At 70.5% G+C, this 19628-nt stretch carries 16 protein-coding genes; 10 read left to right on the top strand and 6 right to left on the bottom strand.

All coding sequences use genetic code 11. The annotated features are described in order from the left end of the window. Nucleotides 1-59 precede the first annotated feature (59 nt). The 5 genes from P5P86_RS00120 (at nucleotide 60) to P5P86_RS00100 (ending at nucleotide 6604) form a co-directional block, all read left to right on the top strand. Nucleotides 60-1364 carry an adenylosuccinate synthase gene (locus P5P86_RS00120; protein ID WP_280609239.1) on the top strand — a complete coding sequence of 435 codons (1305 nt, stop codon included), beginning with the start codon at nucleotides 60-62 and terminating at the stop codon, nucleotides 1362-1364. An 87-nt stretch (nucleotides 1365-1451) separates the two neighbouring features. After that, nucleotides 1452-3386 carry a PAS domain S-box protein gene (locus P5P86_RS00115; protein WP_280609238.1) on the top strand — a complete coding sequence of 645 codons (1935 nt, stop codon included), beginning with the start codon at nucleotides 1452-1454 and terminating at the stop codon, nucleotides 3384-3386. 31 nt (nucleotides 3387-3417) lie between these two features. Beyond that, nucleotides 3418-4674 carry a phosphoribosylamine--glycine ligase gene (gene purD, locus P5P86_RS00110; protein WP_280609237.1) on the top strand — a complete coding sequence of 419 codons (1257 nt, stop codon included), beginning with the start codon at nucleotides 3418-3420 and terminating at the stop codon, nucleotides 4672-4674. An 83-nt stretch (nucleotides 4675-4757) separates the two neighbouring features. After that, entirely contained in the window at nucleotides 4758-6176 is a 1419-nt protein-coding gene (gene purB / locus P5P86_RS00105) for an adenylosuccinate lyase (protein ID WP_280609236.1), read from the top strand. A gap of 2 nt (nucleotides 6177-6178) precedes the next feature. Next, nucleotides 6179-6604, top strand: coding sequence for an NUDIX hydrolase (locus P5P86_RS00100; protein WP_280609235.1), 426 nt, complete (start codon nucleotides 6179-6181; stop codon nucleotides 6602-6604). Between the two features lie 9 nt (nucleotides 6605-6613). On the opposite strand, the gene P5P86_RS00095 is transcribed toward P5P86_RS00100, so the two are convergent. The 3 genes from P5P86_RS00095 to P5P86_RS00085 all read right to left on the bottom strand — a co-directional run bounded on the left by P5P86_RS00095 (nucleotide 6614) and on the right by P5P86_RS00085 (nucleotide 11988). Next, nucleotides 6614-9355 (bottom strand): putative bifunctional diguanylate cyclase/phosphodiesterase, encoded by a 2742-nt coding sequence (locus P5P86_RS00095; protein WP_280609234.1) that lies wholly within the window; start codon nucleotides 9353-9355, stop codon nucleotides 6614-6616. Next, complete coding sequence (locus P5P86_RS00090; RefSeq protein WP_280609233.1) at nucleotides 9346-11040, bottom strand: S8 family peptidase; 1695 nt, start codon at nucleotides 11038-11040, stop codon at nucleotides 9346-9348. The genes P5P86_RS00095 and P5P86_RS00090 overlap by 10 nt, the downstream gene beginning before the upstream one ends. 363 nt (nucleotides 11041-11403) lie before the next feature. Continuing rightward, nucleotides 11404-11988, bottom strand: coding sequence for a DUF421 domain-containing protein (locus P5P86_RS00085; RefSeq protein ID WP_280609232.1), 585 nt, complete (start codon nucleotides 11986-11988; stop codon nucleotides 11404-11406). Nucleotides 11989-12029: 41 nt separating this feature from the next. Between P5P86_RS00085 and P5P86_RS00080 the strand changes: the two genes are divergently transcribed. Then, nucleotides 12030-12914 (top strand): hypothetical protein, encoded by an 885-nt coding sequence (locus tag P5P86_RS00080; protein ID WP_280609231.1) that lies wholly within the window; start codon nucleotides 12030-12032, stop codon nucleotides 12912-12914. 8 nt (nucleotides 12915-12922) lie between these two features. On the opposite strand, the gene P5P86_RS00075 is transcribed toward P5P86_RS00080, so the two are convergent. Beyond that, complete coding sequence (locus P5P86_RS00075; protein WP_280609230.1) at nucleotides 12923-13894, bottom strand: sulfotransferase family protein; 972 nt, start codon at nucleotides 13892-13894, stop codon at nucleotides 12923-12925. Nucleotides 13895-13978: 84 nt separating this feature from the next. On the opposite strand from P5P86_RS00075, the gene P5P86_RS00070 reads away from it, so the two are divergent. Together P5P86_RS00070 and P5P86_RS00065 are read left to right on the top strand one after the other, a co-directional pair. After that, the gene (locus P5P86_RS00070; RefSeq protein WP_280609229.1) at nucleotides 13979-14893 is read left to right on the top strand and encodes a phosphoribosylaminoimidazolesuccinocarboxamide synthase; all 915 of its coding nucleotides are present in this window, start codon (nucleotides 13979-13981) and stop codon (nucleotides 14891-14893) included. Nucleotides 14894-15016: 123 nt separating this feature from the next. Beyond that, nucleotides 15017-16582, top strand: coding sequence for a long-chain-fatty-acid--CoA ligase (locus P5P86_RS00065; RefSeq protein ID WP_280609228.1), 1566 nt, complete (start codon nucleotides 15017-15019; stop codon nucleotides 16580-16582). A gap of 86 nt (nucleotides 16583-16668) precedes the next feature. Here P5P86_RS00065 and P5P86_RS00060 read toward each other — a convergent pair whose 3' ends face one another. Beyond that, the gene (locus tag P5P86_RS00060) at nucleotides 16669-17181 is read right to left on the bottom strand and encodes a YflT domain-containing protein (protein WP_280609227.1); all 513 of its coding nucleotides are present in this window, start codon (nucleotides 17179-17181) and stop codon (nucleotides 16669-16671) included. Nucleotides 17182-17212: 31 nt separating this feature from the next. Between P5P86_RS00060 and purS the strand changes: the two genes are divergently transcribed. Together purS and purQ are read left to right on the top strand one after the other, a co-directional pair. Next, nucleotides 17213-17461 (top strand): phosphoribosylformylglycinamidine synthase subunit PurS, encoded by a 249-nt coding sequence (gene purS, locus P5P86_RS00055; protein WP_280609226.1) that lies wholly within the window; start codon nucleotides 17213-17215, stop codon nucleotides 17459-17461. Further along, nucleotides 17458-18126, top strand: a complete 669-nt coding sequence (purQ, locus tag P5P86_RS00050) for a phosphoribosylformylglycinamidine synthase subunit PurQ (RefSeq protein ID WP_280609225.1) — start codon at nucleotides 17458-17460, stop codon at nucleotides 18124-18126. Before purS ends, purQ begins: the two co-directional genes overlap by 4 nt. A gap of 15 nt (nucleotides 18127-18141) precedes the next feature. Here the strand turns inward: purQ and P5P86_RS00045 are convergent, their stop codons facing one another. Next, a complete protein-coding gene (locus tag P5P86_RS00045) occupies nucleotides 18142-19554 on the bottom strand; it encodes a glycoside hydrolase domain-containing protein (protein ID WP_280609224.1) in 1413 nt (470 codons plus the stop codon). Between the last annotated feature and the right edge of the window lie 74 nt (nucleotides 19555-19628).

Below are 19628 nucleotides of genomic sequence, written 5' to 3'. Positions count from 1 at the left end.
TGCGTTGAGCAGCCGCCCACGGGGGCGGAGGGACTCCGTCCGTCGTGAAGGAGTAGTACATGCCCGCAATCGCGATCATCGGTGCCCAGTGGGGCGACGAGGGCAAGGGCAAGGCCACCGACCTGCTCGGCAGCGATGTCGACTACGTGGTGAAGTTCAACGGCGGCAACAACGCCGGTCACACCGTCGTGATCCAGCAGCCGGACGGCTCGAACGAGAAGTACGCGCTGCACCTGCTGCCCAGCGGCATCCTCACGCCCGGCGTCACCCCCGTCATCGGCAACGGCGTGGTCATCGACCTGCAGGTGCTCTTCGAGGAGATCGACGGGCTGAACGCCCGGGGGGTGGACACCTCCCTGCTGCGGGTCTCCGCCAACGCCCACGTGATCGCCGACTACAACCGCCAGCTCGACAAGGTCAACGAACGCTTCCTCGGCTCCCGACGGATCGGTACGACGGGGCGCGGCATCGGCCCGACGTACGCGGACAAGATCAACCGCATCGGCATCCGGATCCAGGACCTGTTCGACGAGAAGATCCTGCGTGCCAAGGTCGAGGGCGCCCTCGAGCTCAAGAACCAGCTGTTGACCAAGGTCTACAACCGGCGTGGCTTCACCGTCGACGCCGTGGTGGAGGACCTGCTCTCCTACGCCGAGCGGCTCGCGCCGATGGTCTGTGACACCGCCCTGCTGCTCAACCAGGGCCTGGACAGGAACGAGGTGGTGCTGCTCGAGGCGGGTCAGGCCACCCTGCTCGACGTCGACCACGGCACCTATCCGTTCGTCACCTCGTCCTCGGCGACGTCGGGCGGTGCCTGCACCGGCTCGGGCATCCCCCCGATGCGCCTGGACCAGGTGATCGGCATCGTCAAGGCGTACACCACCCGGGTGGGCGAGGGGCCGTTCCCCACCGAGCTGCTCGACGCGTCGGGGGAGTTCCTGCGGCAGGCGGGCTTCGAGTTCGGCACCACCACCGGACGACCCCGCCGATGCGGCTGGTACGACGCCGTCATCGCCCGCTACGCCGCCCGGATCAACGGTGTCACCGACTTCGTGCTGACCAAGCTCGACGTGCTCACCGGCCTGGAGCAGATCCCGGTGTGCGTCGCCTACGACGTCAACGGCGTGCGCCACGACGAGATGCCGGTCAACCAGTCGGACTTCCACCACGCCCGGCCGGTCTATGAGTACCTCCCCGGCTGGAGCGAGGACATCTCCGGTGCCCGGACGCTGGCCGACCTGCCCGCCAACGCGCAGGCCTACGTCCGACGCGTCGAGGAGCTCTCCGGTGCCCGGATGTCGGTCATCGGGGTCGGCCCCGGACGCCACGAGTCGGTCGTGGTGCATGATCTGCTGAAGCGCTGACCACCTGACCAGAATCCGTGCCGCCGCCGCGCATGGCGGCCGGACCTGGGGGTACAGCGAACAGGCACAGGGGTGGAAGGGAGCCGCATGCCCAAGCCGACGTTGGTCCTCGTCGACGACTCGGACGAGGTACGAGCGCTGGTCCGTACTCGGCTGCAGCTCTCCGGGGAGTTCGAGATCGTCGGCGAGGGACGCGACGGCGCCGAGGCCATCGGGCTGGCCTACCGGCACGAGCCGGACCTGCTGCTGATGGACACCTCGATGCCCACGATGGACGGCCTCGAGGCGCTTCCGGCGGTCCTGACGCTGGCTCCCGAGACGAAGGTCGTCATCTTCACCGGCTTCGAGGAGCGCGGGCTGGCCGATGCCGCCCGCGACCTCGGCGCCGCCGACTTCATCGAGAAGTCGATCCGCATCGACCAACTCGCGGATCGCCTGCTCGACGCGCTCGGCACCCGCCCCGCCTCCGACCGTCCCTCGACACGGAACCGGCTGCGCGTGGTGGGCTCGCCCGAGGAGCGGCACGAGGACGGCATCGACCCCGCCGAGCAGAAGGTGCTCGACGAGCACCTGGAGCGCTTCCGCGAGGTCTTCGAGCGCGCCGCGATCGGGATGGCGACCCTCACCCTCAACGGCAGCGTGGTCCGGGCCAACGCGGCGCTGGCCGAGCTGATGCAGTGCCAGCCGGTCGACCTGGTCGGCGTCGACTACGGTCAGTTGACCGAGGGTGAGGGCGACGCGCTGGATGCCGGCCTCGAGGCGATCAGCCTGCGGGGCGAGTCGATGGTCACCTTCGAGCACCGCCTGCCCGATGTCGCCGGTCGTACCGTGCGGGTCACGCTGGCACCGATCCGGGACTCCAAGGATCAACCGCTCTACGTCTTCGCCCAGGTGCAGGACATCAGTGCGCAGCTCCAGGCCGAGGACGACCTGCGGCGCAGCGAGGAGCTGTTCCGGATGCTCGTCACCGCTGTGCGCGACTACGCGATCTACATGCTCGACCCGCAGGGCAACGTGGCGAGCTGGAACGCCGGCGCCCAGCGGATCAAGGGCTACAGCGCCGACGAGGTCATCGGGAAGAACTTCCGCATCTTCTACCCCGAGCAGGAGCGGGAGACCCATCATCCCGAGCAGAACCTCGCGATCGCCCTGCACGACGGCGCGTTCGCCGAGGAGGGTTGGCGGGTGCGCAAGGACGGCAGCCAGTTCTGGGCCAGCGTGGTGATCACCGCTGTGTACGGCGAGGACGGCAAGCACCTCGGCTTCGCCAAGATCACCCGCGACCAGACCGAGCAACGGCTCTACGAGGACCAGCACCAGCTCGCGGTCGAGCAGCAGACCCACCTACTCGCCGTCACCGCCCACGAGCTGCGTACGCCGACGGCCGTGATCGAGGGGTCGGCCTCCCTGCTGCAGGAGCAGTGGCAGCGACTGACCGACGCGGACAGGGTGCAGCTGCTCTCGGGCATCAGCACCAGCGCCCACCGGCTGCAGCGGCTGGTCACCGACCTGGCGACTGCCTCACGGCTGCAGAACGATGCCTTGGTGCTGCGCCCGGAGGGCCTCACCCTGGGAGCGCTGCTCACCACCTCCATCGAGCGCACCCGGGCGGCGAACAACGGGGCTCAGGTGCAGCTGGACCTGGAGGACGACGTGTCCTTCGTCGCCGACGCCGGCCGGCTCGCGCAGGCGGTGGACAATCTGCTCGACAACGCGATCCGGCACGGCAGGGCACCGGTGACCGCCACCGGCCGTGCCACCGAGTCGGGCGTGGAGATCCGGGTCTCGGACACCGGGCCCGGCGTGCCCGCGGACCTCGTGCCGCACCTCTTCGACCGCTTCGCCGTCGCCGGACGCACCGGTGGGACCGGTCTGGGGCTGTTCCTCGTCCGCGAGATCGCCCGCGGCCACGGGGGCGACGTGACCTACGAGCCGCCCAGCGAGAAGGGTCCGGCGTCGTTCGTGCTGTGCCTGCCCTACGAGCCGGTGGAGGCCACCCTGCGCATCGCCGCGGTGCGCTGATCCCGCCGGCCCCGCGGTAGGGTCGACGGCCGTGAAGACCCTCGTGATCGGCACCGGTGGCCGCGAGCACGCCCTGGCCCTCCAGCTCGCCAGGGACGCCGAGGTGCACGCCGCCCCCGGCAACCCCGGGATCGGTCGGATCGCGACGCTGCACGACGTGGACGCGATGTCCGGAGCGTCGGTCGCGGCACTGGCGGATCGCCTCGGCGTGGACCTCGTGGTCGTGGGTCCCGAGGCGCCCCTGGTCGCCGGTGTCGCCGACGCCGTCCGCGCCGCCGGCATCGCGGTCTTCGGTCCGTCGCGGGCCGCGGCGCAGTTGGAGGGCTCGAAGGCGTTCTCCAAGTCGGTGATGGCCGATGCCGGCGTGCCGACCGCCGGTGCGCGGGTATGCACGGACGCCGAGCAGGTGGCTGCGGCCCTCGACGAGTTCGGAGCGCCGTACGTCGTCAAGGACGATGCCCTCGCCGCCGGCAAGGGCGTCCTCGTCACCCGCGATCGGGACGCGGCGATGGCGCACGCGGCCGGCTGCGGGACCGTCGTGATCGAGGAGTTCCTCGACGGCCCGGAGGTCTCGGTCTTCGCGATCTGCGACGGCGAACGCGCCTACGCGCTGCAGCCGGCCCAGGACTTCAAGCGGATCTTCGACGGTGGTCGCGGCCCGAACACCGGCGGGATGGGCTCCTACACGCCGTTGTCGTGGGCGCAGCCCGATCTTGCGGACGCGGTGATCTCGACAGTCGTCGAGCCGACGCTCGCCGAGATGCGGCGGCGCGGTGCTCCGTTCGTCGGATGTCTCTACGTCGGTCTCGCCCTGACCGAGAAGGGGCCGAAGGTGATCGAGTTCAACTGCCGCTTCGGGGACCCCGATATCCAGCCCGTGCTGGCGGTGCTCGACTCCTCGCTCAGCGCGCTGCTGCACGCCGCTGCCACCGGCACGCTGTCCTCGGTCCCTGCGCCGGTCTTCCGCGACGCCGCCGCCGTCACCGTGGTGCTCGCCTCGGCCGGCTACCCCGCTTCCTCGTCCTCGGGCCAGGTGATCACCGGCGTCGAGGACGCCGCCGAGGCGGGTGCCGATGTCATCCACGCCGGCACGGCACTCGACGACGAGGGTCGGCTGGTGACGGCGGGTGGCCGGGTGCTCGCCGTACGGGCGATCGGGGCGGACGTCGCCGCCGCGCGGGCCCGCGCCTATGCGGCCGCCGAGCTGATCGCCTTCGAGGGGATGCAGCGTCGCAGCGACATCGCCGCCGAACCGCTCGGCGTGGTCGAGGGTGCGTCGCTGCGCTGAGTGGCGATCAGGCTCCCGCGCCCCGGCTCGGGCGGACGGTCGCATTCGCCGCCGGACGGGATCGGATGGGAGGATGGCGCACCGTGACCGTCCCGAACGTCCTCGCCACCCGCTACGCCGCCGACGACCTGGCCCGGATCTGGAGTCCGGAGCACAAGATCGTCCTCGAGCGGCAGCTGTGGATCGCCGTGCTCAAGGCGCAGCGGGACCTGGGCATCGACGTACCCGACGGCGTGGTGGAGGCCTACGAGCACGTCGTCGACCAGGTCGACCTCGCCAGCATCGCCGCGCGTGAGCGCATCACCCGCCACGACGTGAAGGCGCGGATCGAGGAGTTCTCCGACCTCGCCGGGCACGAGCACATCCACAAGGGCATGACCTCGCGCGACCTGACCGAGAACGTCGAGCAGCTCCAGGTGCTCAGCTCGCTCACGATCATCCGCGACCGCGCCGTCGCCGCGCTGGCCCGCCTCGGGCGGCTGGCCGCCGAACACGAGACCACCGTGATGGCGGGTCGCAGCCACAATGTCGCCGCCCAGGCAACCACGCTCGGCAAGCGGTTCGCTACCGTCGCCGACGAGATGCTGGTCGCGCTGGACCGGATCGAGAACCTGATCGCCCGCTACCCGCTGCGCGGCATCAAGGGCCCGATGGGCACCGCGCAGGACATGCTCGACCTGCTCGACGGCGACGAAGCCAGGCTCGAGCAGCTCGAGGCCCGGGTGGCAGAGCACCTCGGCTTCGCCCACGTCCTCACCAGCGTCGGGCAGGTCTACCCCCGCTCGCTCGACTTCGACACCGTCTCGGCGCTGGTGCAGCTGGTGGCCGGTCCGTCCAACCTCGCCACCACGATCCGGCTCATGGCCGGCAACGAGCTGGTCACCGAGGGCTTCAAGGAGGGCCAGGTCGGCTCCTCGGCGATGCCCCACAAGATGAACTCACGCTCGTGCGAGCGGGTCAACGGCCTCTCGGTCGTGCTCCGCGGGCACCTGAGCATGATCGGCGAGCTGGCCGGCGACCAGTGGAACGAGGGGGACGTCTCGGACTCGGTCGTACGCCGCGTCGCGCTGCCGGACGCGTTCTTCGCCGCCGACGGGCTCTTCCAGACCTTCCTGACCGTCCTGGACGAGTTCGGCGCGTTCCCGGCCGTCATCCAGCGCGAGTTGGACCGCTACCTGCCGTTCCTGTCCACCACCAAGGTGCTGATGGCGGCGGTCCGCAACGGCGTGGGCCGGGAGGCCGCACACGAGGCGATCAAGGAGGCCGCCGTCGGCACGGCGCTGGCGATGCGGCAGGGCCAGGCGGAGAACGACGTCTTCGCCAAGCTCGCCGCCGACGCGAGGCTGGGGCTCACCCAGGAGCAGCTCGCCGGCCTGGTGGCCGAGCCGATCGCCTTCACCGGAGCCGCCGTCGCGCAGGTGCAGGCCGTGGTGCGCCGCATCGAGGCGGTCGCCCGGGCCCACCCCGACGCGGCCGCCTACCAGCCCGGCGAGATCCTCTAGCGGTGGCCGAGCCCGTCGAGGTCGCCGGTGCCACCACCATCGTGGTCGCGGCGGTCGTGCTGCGTGACGAGGCGGGCCGGGTCCTCAACGTGCGCAAGCGGGGCACCACCCGGTTCATGCTGCCGGGCGGGAAGCCGGAGCCGGGCGAGACCCCCGCGCAGACGGCCGTGCGCGAGGTCGCCGAGGAGCTCGGCGTGACGCTGGATCCGGCACGGCTGGTGTTGCTCGGCGAGTTCGAGGCCGCTGCTGCCAACGAGCCCGGTCACCTCGTCCGCTCGACGGTGTTCACCCATCCCGCGCGGATCGAGCCGGCGGTGGCCGCGGAGATCGAGGAGGTGCGCTGGGCGTCGCTGGCGGAGCTGGAGAGCGATCCCGCCGTGGCCGAGCTGACCAGCCGGCGGGTCGTCCCGGCGCTGCGCACGGTCTGACGGAGCAGGCTACGGCCGCGGGCTCGGCAGGAGCAGGGGGGCCTCGGTCGCCCAGTACGTCGCGAAGTCCTCGGCCGGCATCGGCTTGCTGATCAGGAACCCCTGGATGAGCGGGCAGCCCATCTCCTCCAGCAGCGCGCGCTGCTCGACGGTCTCGACGCCCTCGGCCACCGCCGTGATGCCGCACGCGGCCGCCAGCCGGATCACCGCCGCCACGATCTCGGTGTCGACGGCGTTGTCGCCGAGCCCGGCGAGGAACGTCCGGTCCACCTTGACCACGTCGACCGGGAACTGCTTGAGGTAGGACAGCGAGGAGTAGCCGGTGCCGAAGTCGTCGATGGCCAGCTGCAGCCCGATCCGCTTGAGCTGGCGCAGCGAGGAGATCGCGGCCTCGGCGTCCCGCATGATCACCGTCTCGGTGATCTCCAGGCACAGCTGCTCGGGTCGCAGGCCGGTGCGCTCGAGGACCTCGCCGATCTCGCCGACGATGTTGGGTCGGCTGAGCTGGTGGGCGGACAGGTTGACGCTGATCTCCAGCGGCGGCAGCTCCGGGTGCGCGAGCGTCCACTCCTGCGCCTGCCGGCAGGCCTCCTCCAGCACCCAGGCACCCAGCGGCACGATCAGCCCGGTCTCCTCGGCCAGCGGGATGAAGCTGTACGGCGCCATCAGTCCGTCGGGGGTCTGCCACCGCACCAGCGCCTCCGCGCCGACCGCCTCGCCGGTGATCGTGTCGACCAGCGGCTGGTAGTGGAGCACCAGCTCCTCGTGGTCGATCGCGCGCCGCAGCGCGCCCTCCAGCTCGAGCCGGGCGCGGGGGTTCTCGGCGCCCTCGGGCGCGAAGACCCGGTACTGCGCCTTGCCCGCGGCCTTCGCCATGTACGCCGCCGCGTCGGCAGCGGCCACCAGCTCTTCGCGCGACCCGGCCTGGTCGGAGGTGGCGATGCCGATCGAGGCGCTGACGAACAGCTCGTGACCGTCGACGATGCAGCCGCTGGCCAGGGCGTCGAGGATCCGCTGGGCGATCGAGGTGGCGTGGTGCACGTCGGCGACGTCCTCGAGCAGGATGGCGAACTCGTCGCCACCGAGCCGGGCGCAGGTGTCCTCGCGGCGCAGGGAGCGGCGCAGCATGTGCGCGACCTGGACCAGCAGAGAGTCGCCGGCGGGGTGGCCGTAGGAGTCGTTGACGAGCTTGAACCGGTCGAGGTCGACCATCAGCAGGGCGCTGGTGGTGTGGTGCCGCTCGGCGAGCAGGAGGGCGTGGTCCAGCCGGTCCTCGAAGAGTCGCCGGTTGGGCAGGTAGGTCAGCGGGTCGTGGAAGGCGAGGTAGGTCAGCTTCTCCTCGAACGCCTTGCGCTCGGTGATGTCGTGGATCACCAGGACGACGCCGGTCTGCGGCTCCGGCAGGCCGGTGGCGGTGAAGGAGACCGGCGTACGGTGATCCCCGGCGAGCAGGACGGCGTCGCTGTCCCGCGTGCCGCTGTGCGAGCCGGCCAGGGCGGTGAGGTCCACCGGACCGTCGTGACCGGTGAGCCCGAACACCTGATCGGCGACACGACCGATCAGGTCCTCGCAGCCGACCAGCCGTTGGGAGGCGGGGTTGGCGAAGGTGACGACGCCGGCCGCATCGATCGCCAGCACACCCTCGCTCTGGCTGTCGGTGATCGCCGACATGTGCGCGATCAGGCGAGCGTTGCGCAGCGCGGCGCTGCCGACTGTCGCGAGCGTGCTCAGTGCGGAGCGCTCGCTGTCGAGCCACGTGCCGCCGCCGATGCGATCGAGCACCTGCAGGGTGGTGTCCTCGAGGTTCGCCTGCAGCGCGCCCGGTGGGCAGGGTGTCGTCGGGTCGACCAGCACCGCCTCGCGTGCGTGCAGCACCGTCTTCGCCGAGGCGAGCACCTGCTCGCGCACCTCCTCGGGGTCGTCGGAGCTGCGGACGGCGACCACCGCCTCGCGCAGCGCCTCGGCGGCCAGGCGGGCCTGTCGCTGCACGACGACGGCCACGTAGGCCCGCTCGACGGTCAGCCCCAGCGCGATCGCCGGCAGCGCCATCCAGGCGTGCTCGCGCACCGCCACCCCGGCGACGACGCCGAAGAGCAGGGCTCCGAAGGAGGAGAGCTCACGGCTGCGCCACTGCTCCCAGAGCCCGCGGAACAGCGGATGCCCGGTGGCGAGACGGACGATGGTGGCGACGGCGACCGAGGACAGGGCGGCGAAGACCAGCCCGCCGACAGCGCCGGCGACCATGGCCATCGGCGTGATCGACTCGTCGGGACCCGCGCCGCCCGCGCGGGCGACGGCGTACCCGGTCAGGCAGGCCAGGACCGTCTGCCCGACGTTGAACAGCACCTTGACCGCCGCTCGCCGTACGACGAGGTTGCCGACCAGCGAAGCGACGGTCACCGCTGCGCCCACCTCGACCGGGCTGAGCATCAGCACCATCGGGACGAAGAGCGCCTCGTCGAGGTGGTCGGACTCGACACCGCCGTGCCGGTGCACCAGCCGGGTGGGTCGCACGTGGGTGTAGGTGAGCAGGACGGTGAGGACCGCCAGCGCGACGGGATGGGAGAAGGCGTCCCCGCCGGGGTGCGCGCCGGCGAACGCGATCACCAGGACGGCGAGGACGGCGACGGCGATGCAGACGATGGCGAGACCGCGCGAGGAGAGCACCCGCGGCTGCCGCCCACCGGACGCGGACGAGCCCGCAGGGTCGAGGGACCCTGCGGGCTGCCGCGACGGTGGGGTCAGTTCCATGCAGTCGACCAGAATCCCATCGAGGTCCATGCGGTGGAGGTCCATGCGGTGGAGTTCCATGCGGTGGAGTTCCATGCGGTGGAGTTCCAGGCGGTGCTGTTCCACGCGGTGGAGTTCCACGCGGTCGAGTTCCAGGCGGTGCTGTTCCACGCGGTGGAGTTCCACGCGGTCGAGTTCCAGGCGGTGCTGTTCCACGCGGTCGAGTTCCAGGCCGCGTCGTTCCAGGCGGTGCTGTTCCACGCCGTGGAGTTCCAGGCGGTGGAGTTCCACACCACGCCGTCACCGCCGGTCGGCTTGCCCGCATCCGCCAGGGAACCCTGCGAGGCTGCCACCGAGCCGGAGCCGTCGGAGCTGTCGAGGCCCTTGTTCGGGGACGGCACCGAGGCAGCGCCGAGGAGGCCGGGGATGTTGAGCGCGCCCTTGCCCTGGGCCGTGGCCGGCGCGTCGGGCAGCGCGATGGCGCTGCGCAGGAGCATGCCCTTGATGTGGTTGTTGCTCAGGTTCGGTCGCTGCTGGAGCAGCAGCGCGACAGCGCCGGCCACCTGCGGGGCGGCGAACGACGTACCGCTGCCACGGAAGTAGCTCGAGCCGACCTCCGAGCCCGGATAGGTGGTGTCGACGGTCGACCCCGGGGAACGGCTCGAGACGATGTGCGTGCCCGGAGCGACCAGGTCCGGCTTCGCCAGTCCGGCGGCGGTCGGGCCGACGGAGGAGAAGGAGCCGATGGTGTCGTCGTCGCTGGCCGTCGTGGTCGCGTCGTCGCTCGCGCCGACCGTGATGACGTACGGGTCGTCGGCCGGCTTGCCGATGCCGCCGCTGCCGTTGTTGCCTGCCGCGACCGTCACGACCAGTCCGGCCCGCCAGGCGCCCTCGACGGCCGCGTCGAGGGGGTCGATGCGCCAGTCCTGCGTGGAGTCGGTGCCGAGCGAGAGGTTGAGGACCCGGATGTTGTCCTTGGCGGCGTGGTTGACCGCCCACTGCACGGCCGTGATGACGCGCAGGACGTCGCTGGAACCGTCCGCGCCGGCCACCTTGAGCGCCACCAGGTCGGCACCCGGGGCGACGCCCTTGACCGCGCCGTCCGAGCCGGCCCCGGAGCCGGCGATCGTTCCGGCGACGAAGGTCCCGTGGCCGAAGCTGTCGGTGGTGTAGCTGCCCTCGCCGGAGAAGTCGTAACCGTCGATGACCTTGCCGGCGAGGTCGCCCTTGTCGCTGATGCCGGTGTCGATGACGGCGACCGAGACGCCGCTGCCGTCGATGCCGTCGGCCCAGGCGCTGGTCGCCCCATCGACTTGCGGGTAGACGGCCGAGGCGTCGTGACTGTCCTCGCCCCAGTCGGCGTCGGCGACCGTGACCGGAGCGTTGTCGGTGACGTGCAGACCGAGGGCGATGAGCTCGCCGCGCTCGGCGGTGCTCGCCTCGACGGCGAAGCCGCCGATGACCGGAAGGGAGGTGAAGCCGGGGTCACGGCCCACCAGGCGCTGACCGGCACGCACCGCCGCGGCCGAGCCCGTCACCAGAACGGTGGCACCCGTCCTCGGCGTCGCGGAGGTGGTGGGGGACGCCGAGGAGCGTGCGAGTGCGGTGGTGGCATGCGCGGCGGGGGCCGCACCGAGGGAGAGGGTGAGGGCGACGAGTGCCGGAACGGCTTGTCGGAGTCGGAGTCGGCGCTGAAGAGGAGGCATGGGGGGATCGATCCTCTGTTCTGTGCGCACGTCCTACCGACGTGCGCGTGGATAGGTCAGGACGCGCGTTCCGATCACCTGGTCAGATCGGCCTGTGGCGTATGAATCCTAGAGCCGACCTGACCGAAACGGGGGTCCCGATTCCTAGTGATTCCACCCTAGGGCGCTGGACTATCCGCCGCGCGGTTTTCGTTGCCGATCCGGGTCCCGCTGTAGGCGAATCGAGGCTCGACTGTGGCACGTGCGTGGCTCAGATCCGCCCCGGTGCTGCCGATCGCGAGGCACCGGGACCGCACGCGCGGTGTAGTCCGACCCCTGTTCCGCTCGCACGCCTGGACCATGCGGCGCGACGGGGCGCCAGGATCAGCGGGTGCCGAGCAACGCGTCGATCTTCGCCTCGAGACGCCTGATGTCCTCGACGGTCGCGGACTCCTCGCCCGGCTTGAGGGTGACCACGATCGCGCCGCCAGGCTCGATCGAGATCTCCTGGACCTCCTCGACCCGGTTCGCGTTCTGCCGGCGCAGCGCTGCCTCGACGTCGGCGCGGCGCAGGCCCTCGGTCCGCAGCGCCTGGTCGTCCCAGCGCCCGTCGCGCGCCAGCACCGTCGCGGTGCCCTCCAGGAGCCGGGCGATCCGGTCCGACCGGCGCATCGAGCGCACCACCAGCGCGTTGACGGCTACCAGCACCACGGCACCGATGACTCCGCCGAGCAGCGAGTTGTCCGGGCCGATGATCGCGTTCTGCACCACGTTCGACAGCAGCAGCATGACCACGAGGTCGAAGGCGTTGAGCTGCGCCAGGTCGCGCTTGCCGAAGAGCCGCAGGATGACGGCCAGGACCAGGTAGACGACGACCGTCCGGATGACCTTGTCGCCGAGCGGGATCTGGACATGCGTCAGCTCATTCCACATGGCGGCCATGGTGACGACCCGAGCACGCCTTGTCACGAATGCGATTGTCGATCTTGCCGGTCGACTAAAGTGGAGGCATGTCGATCACAGCTCTGCCCACCCTGCCCTCGTACGACGGTGCCGAGGTCGTGATCGAGGCGCCCGGCGACGGCCCCGGCAACTGGGCCGGTGCGGCGAGCGCGATCCTGGTCGACGGCGTCTTCTGGCTCACGTGGCGCAATCGGCGCCCGCTGACCGAGGGCCGGGGCGTGACGGTGGACGTCGCCCGCTCGACCGACGGGGTCCACTTCGAGACGGTCGCCGAGGTCAGCCGCGACATCTTCGCGTGCGAGTCGTTGGAACGGCCGGTGCTGATCGCGCTGCCCGAGGGCGGCTGGCGCCTCTACCTGTCCTGCGCGACCTGGAACTCCAAGCACTGGTGGGTCGACAGTCTGACGGCGGCGACGCCCGAGGAGCTGCCGCAGGGGACCCGGCAGGTGGTCCTGGCCGGCGATGACGCCGAGGCGGTCAAGGACCCGGTGATCACGGCCGGTGCCGACGGCTGGGAGATGTGGTTGTGCTGCCACCCGCTGACCGAGCCCGGTCACGAGGACCGGATGACCACGCGGCGTCTCACCTCGACCGACGGCCTCGTCTGGGACGACCACGGCGTCGTCCTCGGAGGTCGGCCGGGGGAGTGGGACCAGCGCGGCGCGCGGGTGACCACGCCGATCGGCCCCGGCCTGTTCCTCTACGACGGGCGTGCCGACGCGGCCTCGAACTGGTACGAGACCACGGGGGTCGCGCGCTGGGACGGCAGCAGGCTGGTGCCGGACGCCGAGACCGCCCCGATCGCCTCGCCGCACTCCGACGGTGCGTTCCGCTACGCCGCCGCCGTACCGCTCCCCGACGGCCGGGTGCGGTACTACGTCGAGGCCGCGCGGCCCGACGGGGCCCACGACCTCGTCACCGTCGTGCGCTGAGAGGCTCCTCAGGCGGTGGCGCGCTGCCGGAACGAGCCCCTGCTCACCGGCGAGAGCCACTGGGAGAAGTCCTGGCCGGTCACCTCGGTGAGCACGGCGATGTCGTCGGCGAAGACGTCGATCAGCGATGAGCGCTGCTCCTGGCTCAACAGTGGCCGGTGTGCCTCGCCGGAGCCGCCCAGCTGCTTGATCAGCGGCGGGGCTGCCCTTCGCCACACCTCAGGCCGCACGAACTGCCCCAGCCACGCGCCGCCACGCACGACCGGTCCGAGGGCGCGGGTGCGCCAGCTCGGCTCGACGTAGGTCCGGGCGTTGTCGCTGGGGATCGAGTCGACGTGCCCGGTGCCGATGCCGAGGAAGGTGCTGGCCTTGTCCACGGCGGCGCGGGGATCCTCGACGAGCTCGCGGTAGCGCATCACCAGCACCCGCTCGGGGTCGACATAGCGGTAGAGATGCTGCAGCTGCTCGCCGTAGAGGCCGAGCTCGCGATAGCGCCAGAACGGCGCGTAGCCGGCCTGCACGCGCTCACGCTCCCGGCCGAACGCCTCGACGAAGTCCGGGATCGGCTCCAATCCGTCGCACCACAGGTGCATCCAGTTGGAGTAGGCCCTGTCGATCGGGTCGCGCACGACGGCGATGAGCCGTACGTCGGGCAGCATCTCGGCGATCCGCCGGTGCGCACCGCGGCTCCACAGGTAGAACGGGGTCGACTCGCCGCGCACCGCGTGTGCGGGCGCCGTCGCGAAGAGCGCCTCGTAGTCGGCGCGACGCCACACCCATTCCTGCTGCGAGTGCTTGTCGCCCGGGCCGCACCAGTGCGGCGGGGGAGCGTCGTCGCACAGGAAGTACTTCGGCTCCTTGGGCGAGCTGACGAACACCTCGGGATGCCGTGCGAGAGCGCTGTGCAGCGCCGTCGTACCGGCTTTCGGCGCCCCGACGATCAGGAAGTCGGGACGCGGCGGCCGCGAGCTGATACTCACCAGGGCACCCCCAGAGTTAAGTGGCGTGAAGCAGTCTACTAACTGAAGAAGGTTGCGTGGGTGACGATCTTCTAGGCTGTGCCCGTGGTCGAGCCGAACATTCCCCCCGCTCCTGCGATCGAGGGTGCGCGCCACCTGCACAGTGGCAAGGTCCGCGACCTCTACGAGCTCACCGAGGGCGCGTACGCCGGACAGCTCCTCATGGTGGCCAGCGACCGGATCTCGGCGTTCGACTTCGTGCTCGACACCACGATCCCGGACAAGGGCGAGATCCTCACCCGGATGTCCCTGTGGTGGTTCGACCAGCTCGCGGAGATCGTGCCGAACCACGTCCTGTCCACCGACGTCCCCGACCCGGTCAAGGGCCGTGCGGTGATCTGCCAACGACTGGAGATGTTCCCGGTCGAGTGCGTGGCGCGCGGCTACCTCACCGGCTCGGGCCTGCTCGACTACCGCGAGCGGGGCGAGGTCTGCGGCATCGCGCTTCCCGAGGGTCTCGTGGACGGCAGCCGGCTGCCCGAGCCGATCTTCACCCCGGCCACCAAGGCGGCGGTCGGCGACCACGACGAGAACGTCTCCTACGAGTACGTCGCGCGCCGGATCGGGCACACCGATGCGGCCGAGCTGCGTCGCCTCACCCTGGAGGTCTACACCCGTGCGGACGAGATCGCGCGGGGCGTGGGCCTGATGCTGGCCGACACCAAGTTCGAGTTCGGTCTGCGCAACGACCACGAGCACGACTTCGGTGGCGGCACCCGCGCCGTCGTGCTCGCCGACGAGGTGCTCACGCCCGACTCCTCGCGGTTCTGGTCCCTGGAGGACTGGAGGCCCGGCCAGACGCAGCCGTCCTACGACAAGCAGATCGTGCGCAACTGGCTGCTGGAGAACTGGGACCGCAGCTCCGGCCAGCGCCCGCCGGCGCTGCCCGAGGAGGTCGTCGAGCGCACCCGTGCCCGCTACATCGAGGCCTACGAGCGGCTCACCGGCGAGCGCTTCTGAGCCCGGCCTCCGCGCCCGCAGGGTGTCGTTGGGGCGCCGTCGTCCTCGGTCCGTGGGAGGCGCTGGACGCGGCGTTGTGACTCGCCGGTAGGTTCTGTCTCGCACCCGAGTGATGGAGGACATATGACCGCCTACAACCTCAGCGCCCTGCTCGAGCGTGGAGCCAGCGAGCACCCCGAGCGGGATGCGATCGTGATCGGTGAGACCCGTCTGACCTACGCCCAGGTCGACGCGCTCGCCAACCAGGTCGCGGGGCTGCTGGTCGAGCGCGGCATCCGGCCCGGCGACAAGGTCGCGCTGACCAGCCCGAACACGCCGTACTTCACCATCGTCTACTTCGGCATCCTCAAGGCCGGAGCGGCGGTGGTGCCGCTCAACGTGCTGCTCAAGGCGCGCGAGGTCGCCTACCACCTGACCGACTCGGAGGCGAAGGCGTTCTTCTGCTTCGAGGGCACCCCGGAGCTGCCGACCGGTACCGACGGGTGGGCGGGGTTCGAGGCGGCCGAGAGCTGCGAGCACTTCTTCCTCATCACCGCGGACCCGTTCGCTGCCTCCTCCATCGAGGGTGCCGAGACGCTCTTCGGTGCGATCGGCCAGCAGCCGCCACAGTTCGAGACGGTGGCCACCGACGAGGACGACACCGCCGTACTGCTCTACACCTCGGGCACGACCGGCCAGCCCAAGGGCGCCGAGCTGCGGCACCGCAACCTGCGCGACAACGCGCTGATCGGCGAGTCGGCGTTCGGCGCGAGCCGGGAGAACCCCGACACCTTCCTCGCCGTGCTCCCGCTCTTCCATGCCTTCGGCCAGACCGTCGTGCAGAACGGCGCGCTCGCGTACGGCGGCACGATCGTGATGCTGCCCCGCTTCGAGGCAGCCGCCGCCCTCGCGCTGATGCTCAAGGAGAAGGTCTCCTTCTTCGCCGGAGTGCCGACGATGTACTGGGGCCTGCTCGGCGCGCTCGACGAGAGCATCGACGTCTCCCAGCTCAAGGCGAACCTGCGCGCGGCCGTCTCCGGTGGCTCGGCGTTGCCGGTGGAGATCCACAAGGAGTTCCAGGCCCGCTTCGGCGTCACGATCATGGAGGGCTACGGGCTCTCGGAGACCTCGCCGGTGGCGTCGTTCTCGGTCTGGGGCGAGCCCGCCCGGCCCGGCTCGATCGGCAAGCCCGTGGTCGGCTGCGAGATGGAGCTGATCGACCCGCAGGGTTGGGACCCGATCGTCGGCGACGAGCACGCGGTCGGCGAGATCGCGATCCGCGGGACGAACGTGATGAAGGGCTACTACAAGCGGCCCGACGCCACCGCCGCGGCGATCAGCCCGGAGGGATGGTTCCGCTCGGGCGACCTCGGCCGGCGCGACGCCGACGGGTGGTACTACATCGTCGACCGCACCAAGGACCTCATCATCCGCGGCGGCTACAACGTCTACCCGCGCGAGATCGAGGAGGTGCTGATGACGCACCCGGCTGTCTCGCTCTCGGCGGTGATCGGCGTGCCGAGCGAGGTGCACGGCGAGGAGATCAAGGCCTACGTCATCCTCAAGCCCGGCGCGACGGCGACGGCGGAGGAGATCGTCGCCTGGAGCAAGGAGAACATGGCGAACTACAAGTACCCGCGGGTGGTGCAGATCGTCCCGTCGCTGCCGATGACGGCCACGGGGAAGATCCTCAAGCGCGAGCTGAGCTGAGCAGGTCGAGGCGTCACCTTTCGCAGGTCGAGTGTCCAGCGAGTTGGACACTCGACCTGCGGAAGGTGACGCCTCGACTCGTCGGTTCAGGCGAAGGGGTTGGGGAGCGCGCCGGGGAGCTTGGCGAGGACCTCCCGCGCCTGGGCGGCGACCTTGTGCTCGACCAGCACCTCGTACTTCGTGGCGATCACCTGGGTGACCGAGGCGAAGTCGCGCTGGCCGCGGGTCATGGCGAAGCCGACCAGCGACCAGACCATGCCGAAGACCAAGCCCAGCAGCATGGTGGAGACGATCTCGGCGAAGGCGCTCTTCGAGGTGACGAAGAAGCTGAACAGGATGCCGACGAACAGGCCCAGCCACAGGCCCGAGACGGCACCGTTGATCGCGACCCGGCCGGTGGTGAGGCGGCCGGTGATCCGCTCCATCTGCTTCAGCTCGGTCCCGACGATCATGCAGTTCTCGACGGGGAAGCCCTCGTCGGAGAGGAAGTCGACGGTCTTCTGGGCGGTCGCATAGTCGTCGTACGTCGCCAGCGACTGCGGGAACTGCAGGCGGAACCGGGCGGCGCCCAGCGCGGACTGCACGGCAGGATTGCTCATGCCTCCCAGTGTGCCGGATAGAATCCGCGCCATGCCTCGAGTCGTCGTCGACGTCATGCCCAAGCCCGAGATCCTCGACCCTCAGGGGAAGGCCGTCCTGGGGGCGCTGCCCCGGCTCGGGCTCGAGGGGGTCACCGAGGTCCGCCAGGGCAAGCGCTTCGAGCTCGAGGTCCCCGAGGTGACCGAGGCGGTCCTCGCCGAGATCGAGAAGATCGCCGACATCTTCCTGGCCAACACGGTCATCGAGAACTACACCGTGCGGGTGGAGGACGCCCGATGAGGATCGGCGTCGTCACGTTCCCGGGCACGCTCGACGACGTCGACGCGGCCCGCGCCGTACGGATCGGTGGCAACGAGGCCGTCGCGCTCTGGCACGGTGACCATGACCTGCAGGGTGTGGACGCGGTCGTCCTGCCGGGCGGCTTCTCCTACGGCGACTACCTGCGCTGCGGCGCGATCTCGCGCTTCTCCCCGGTGATGACCGAGGTGATCGAGGCGGCCGGCAAGGGCCTGCCCGTGCTCGGCATCTGCAACGGCTTCCAGATCCTGTGCGAGTCGCACCTGCTTCCGGGCGCGCTGATCCGCAACGACCACCGTCGGTTCGTCTGCCGCGACCAGCGCCTGCGCATCGAGAACAATCGGACGGCCTGGACGGCGGCGTACGCCGAGGGCGCCGAGGTGACCATCGTCTTGAAGAACGGCGAGGGCGGCTTCGTGGCCGACGCCGAGACCCTCGACCGGCTCGAGGGCGAGGGCTTGGTCGTCGCGCGCTACCTCGACGGCAACCCGAACGGCTCGCTGCGCGACATCGCCGGCATCACCAACGAGCGGGGCAACGTGGTCGGTCTGATGCCGCACCCCGAGCACGCCGTGGAGGACCTCACTGGCTCGGGCACCGACGGGCTCGGCTTCTTCACCAGCCTGGCCGAGCGCGTCTTCGCCTGATCCGGACGAAGGGCCTCAGCGCTTCCCGGCGGCGAGCTGGGCCCACGTCGTTGCCGCGGCGATGCCCGGGTTCTTCACCTTCAGCTTCTTCTGGTAGGCCGTCAGCGCTGTGACGGTCGCGCTGTCGAACCGCCCCGTGATCGAGGGTCGGGCTGTCGGGACCGCGACGGTCAGTGCCCGCTGCAGGTCGCGCACAGCGCTCGACGCCGAGCCGTACTTCAGGGTCGGGTGGGCGTTGCTGGCGAAGAGCGAGAGCCACAGCTTCTTGTTCCACGCGCCCGAGCCGGCCCCGAAGCCGTGCGTCGTGCGCCAGGTGCGCACCGCTGTGACCAGCGGCTTGCCAAACCGCGCGTTGACCTTGCCGTGGTAGCCGCCGCGTTCGGTCAGCAGGCACTTGAGCGCCTTCACGTACGGCTTGAGCGCTGCGGTCACGGTGCCGCCGGTGGCCGGCTGCTTCAGGTTCGGGTAGGTCGTGAAGTCCACCGGCACCCCGCCGCAGTGCGACTCGGCCGGAGCGACGCTGCCCTGCCCCACGTCGAGGAAGTCACGGTCGATGTTGATGGTCACGCCGCCGTACGTCTCGTTGTGACCGCCCTGGTACTGCTTGATCCGCGCGTGCGGCATCCACCCGGCACCGGAGACGTAGGAGGAGCTGGTGTTGGCCTGCTGGTTCCAGTCGGCGATCCAGACCTGGTCGGGCAGCGCGTAGGCGCTCGGCGTGCTCGCCCGGACCTGGTCGAGCATCTTCAGCCCGGAGCTGGCGCTGGAGTAGACGCCGGAGAGGTAGTGATGCGCCCTGATCTCGGTGGTCCAGGCCGACAGGAACGCCAGGGCCGAGTTGCGGCAGCTGGCCTTGGAGGTGTCGAAGGCCTCGATGTCGTAGTACATCGTGCTGCCCGCGACCAGGCCCAGGGCCGCCGCGACCCCGAGCGTCTTGTCGGCCTCGGCCTTGCCCTGGGCAGCCGCTGTCGCGAAGGTGCCGTTGGCCGCCTTGGTGGCGCTGATGACCGGATCGTTGCCGTAGCGCGGGAACCGGGTGCTGCAGCTGGCCTGGGGCCCGAGCGTGATCGGCAGCAGCTTCCAGCCCTTGGCCAGCTGGGTGCTGACCCAGGTGGCGTTGAGGTTGGTCTGCGTCCGGCAGGCGCGGGAGTTGCCGGAGATGTAGACGCCCACGGCGAGGTAGGGGGAGGTCGCCAGCCAGGTGTCCATCGCCGCTTGGCTCGGTGCCTGGCACTGGTCGAAGCCGTAGCCGGTGAAGCTGCCGGGCGTCGCCGGATTCGTCGAGGCGGTGGCTCTGACGAGCGCGACCGGCGCGGCGGCGTGGTGGGGGACGGTCAGCAGGGCGGCGACCAGCAACGCCGCGAGGCCTGCTCCGAGAAGTCGGAACAGGCCTGCGGCGGTGAGGTGTCGAGGCGAGGAGGCAGGCATGGCGTGAGCACTTTAAGCACTCCAGTCACACCAGCAACAGGCCTCTCTTCAAACTACAGCGATGTAATTAACGG

It is taken from the genome of Nocardioides sp. BP30 (assembly GCF_029873215.1).
Lineage (GTDB): Bacteria > Actinomycetota > Actinomycetes > Propionibacteriales > Nocardioidaceae > Nocardioides.
Note: the sequence above shows the minus strand (reverse complement) of the source record. Positions and strands in the feature narration are given on the sequence as shown.

What these genes read in the sequence shown, in the direction of transcription:
- P5P86_RS00115 (WP_280609238.1), top strand. Translation starts at nt 1,452, where the DNA reads ATGCCCAAGCCGACGTTGGTCCTCGTCGACGACTCGGACGAGGTACGA.
- P5P86_RS00065 (WP_280609228.1), top strand. Translation starts at nt 15,017, where the DNA reads ATGACCGCCTACAACCTCAGCGCCCTGCTCGAGCGTGGAGCCAGCGAG.
- P5P86_RS00095 (WP_280609234.1), bottom strand. Translation starts at nt 9,355, where the DNA reads ATGGAACTGACCCCACCGTCGCGGCAGCCCGCAGGGTCCCTCGACCCT.
- purQ (WP_280609225.1), top strand. Translation starts at nt 17,458, where the DNA reads ATGAGGATCGGCGTCGTCACGTTCCCGGGCACGCTCGACGACGTCGAC.
- purS (WP_280609226.1), top strand. Translation starts at nt 17,213, where the DNA reads ATGCCTCGAGTCGTCGTCGACGTCATGCCCAAGCCCGAGATCCTCGAC.
- P5P86_RS00120 (WP_280609239.1), top strand. Translation starts at nt 60, where the DNA reads ATGCCCGCAATCGCGATCATCGGTGCCCAGTGGGGCGACGAGGGCAAG.
- P5P86_RS00080 (WP_280609231.1), top strand. Translation starts at nt 12,030, where the DNA reads ATGTCGATCACAGCTCTGCCCACCCTGCCCTCGTACGACGGTGCCGAG.
- P5P86_RS00045 (WP_280609224.1), bottom strand. Translation starts at nt 19,554, where the DNA reads ATGCCTGCCTCCTCGCCTCGACACCTCACCGCCGCAGGCCTGTTCCGA.
- P5P86_RS00090 (WP_280609233.1), bottom strand. Translation starts at nt 11,040, where the DNA reads ATGCCTCCTCTTCAGCGCCGACTCCGACTCCGACAAGCCGTTCCGGCA.
- P5P86_RS00060 (WP_280609227.1), bottom strand. Translation starts at nt 17,181, where the DNA reads ATGAGCAATCCTGCCGTGCAGTCCGCGCTGGGCGCCGCCCGGTTCCGC.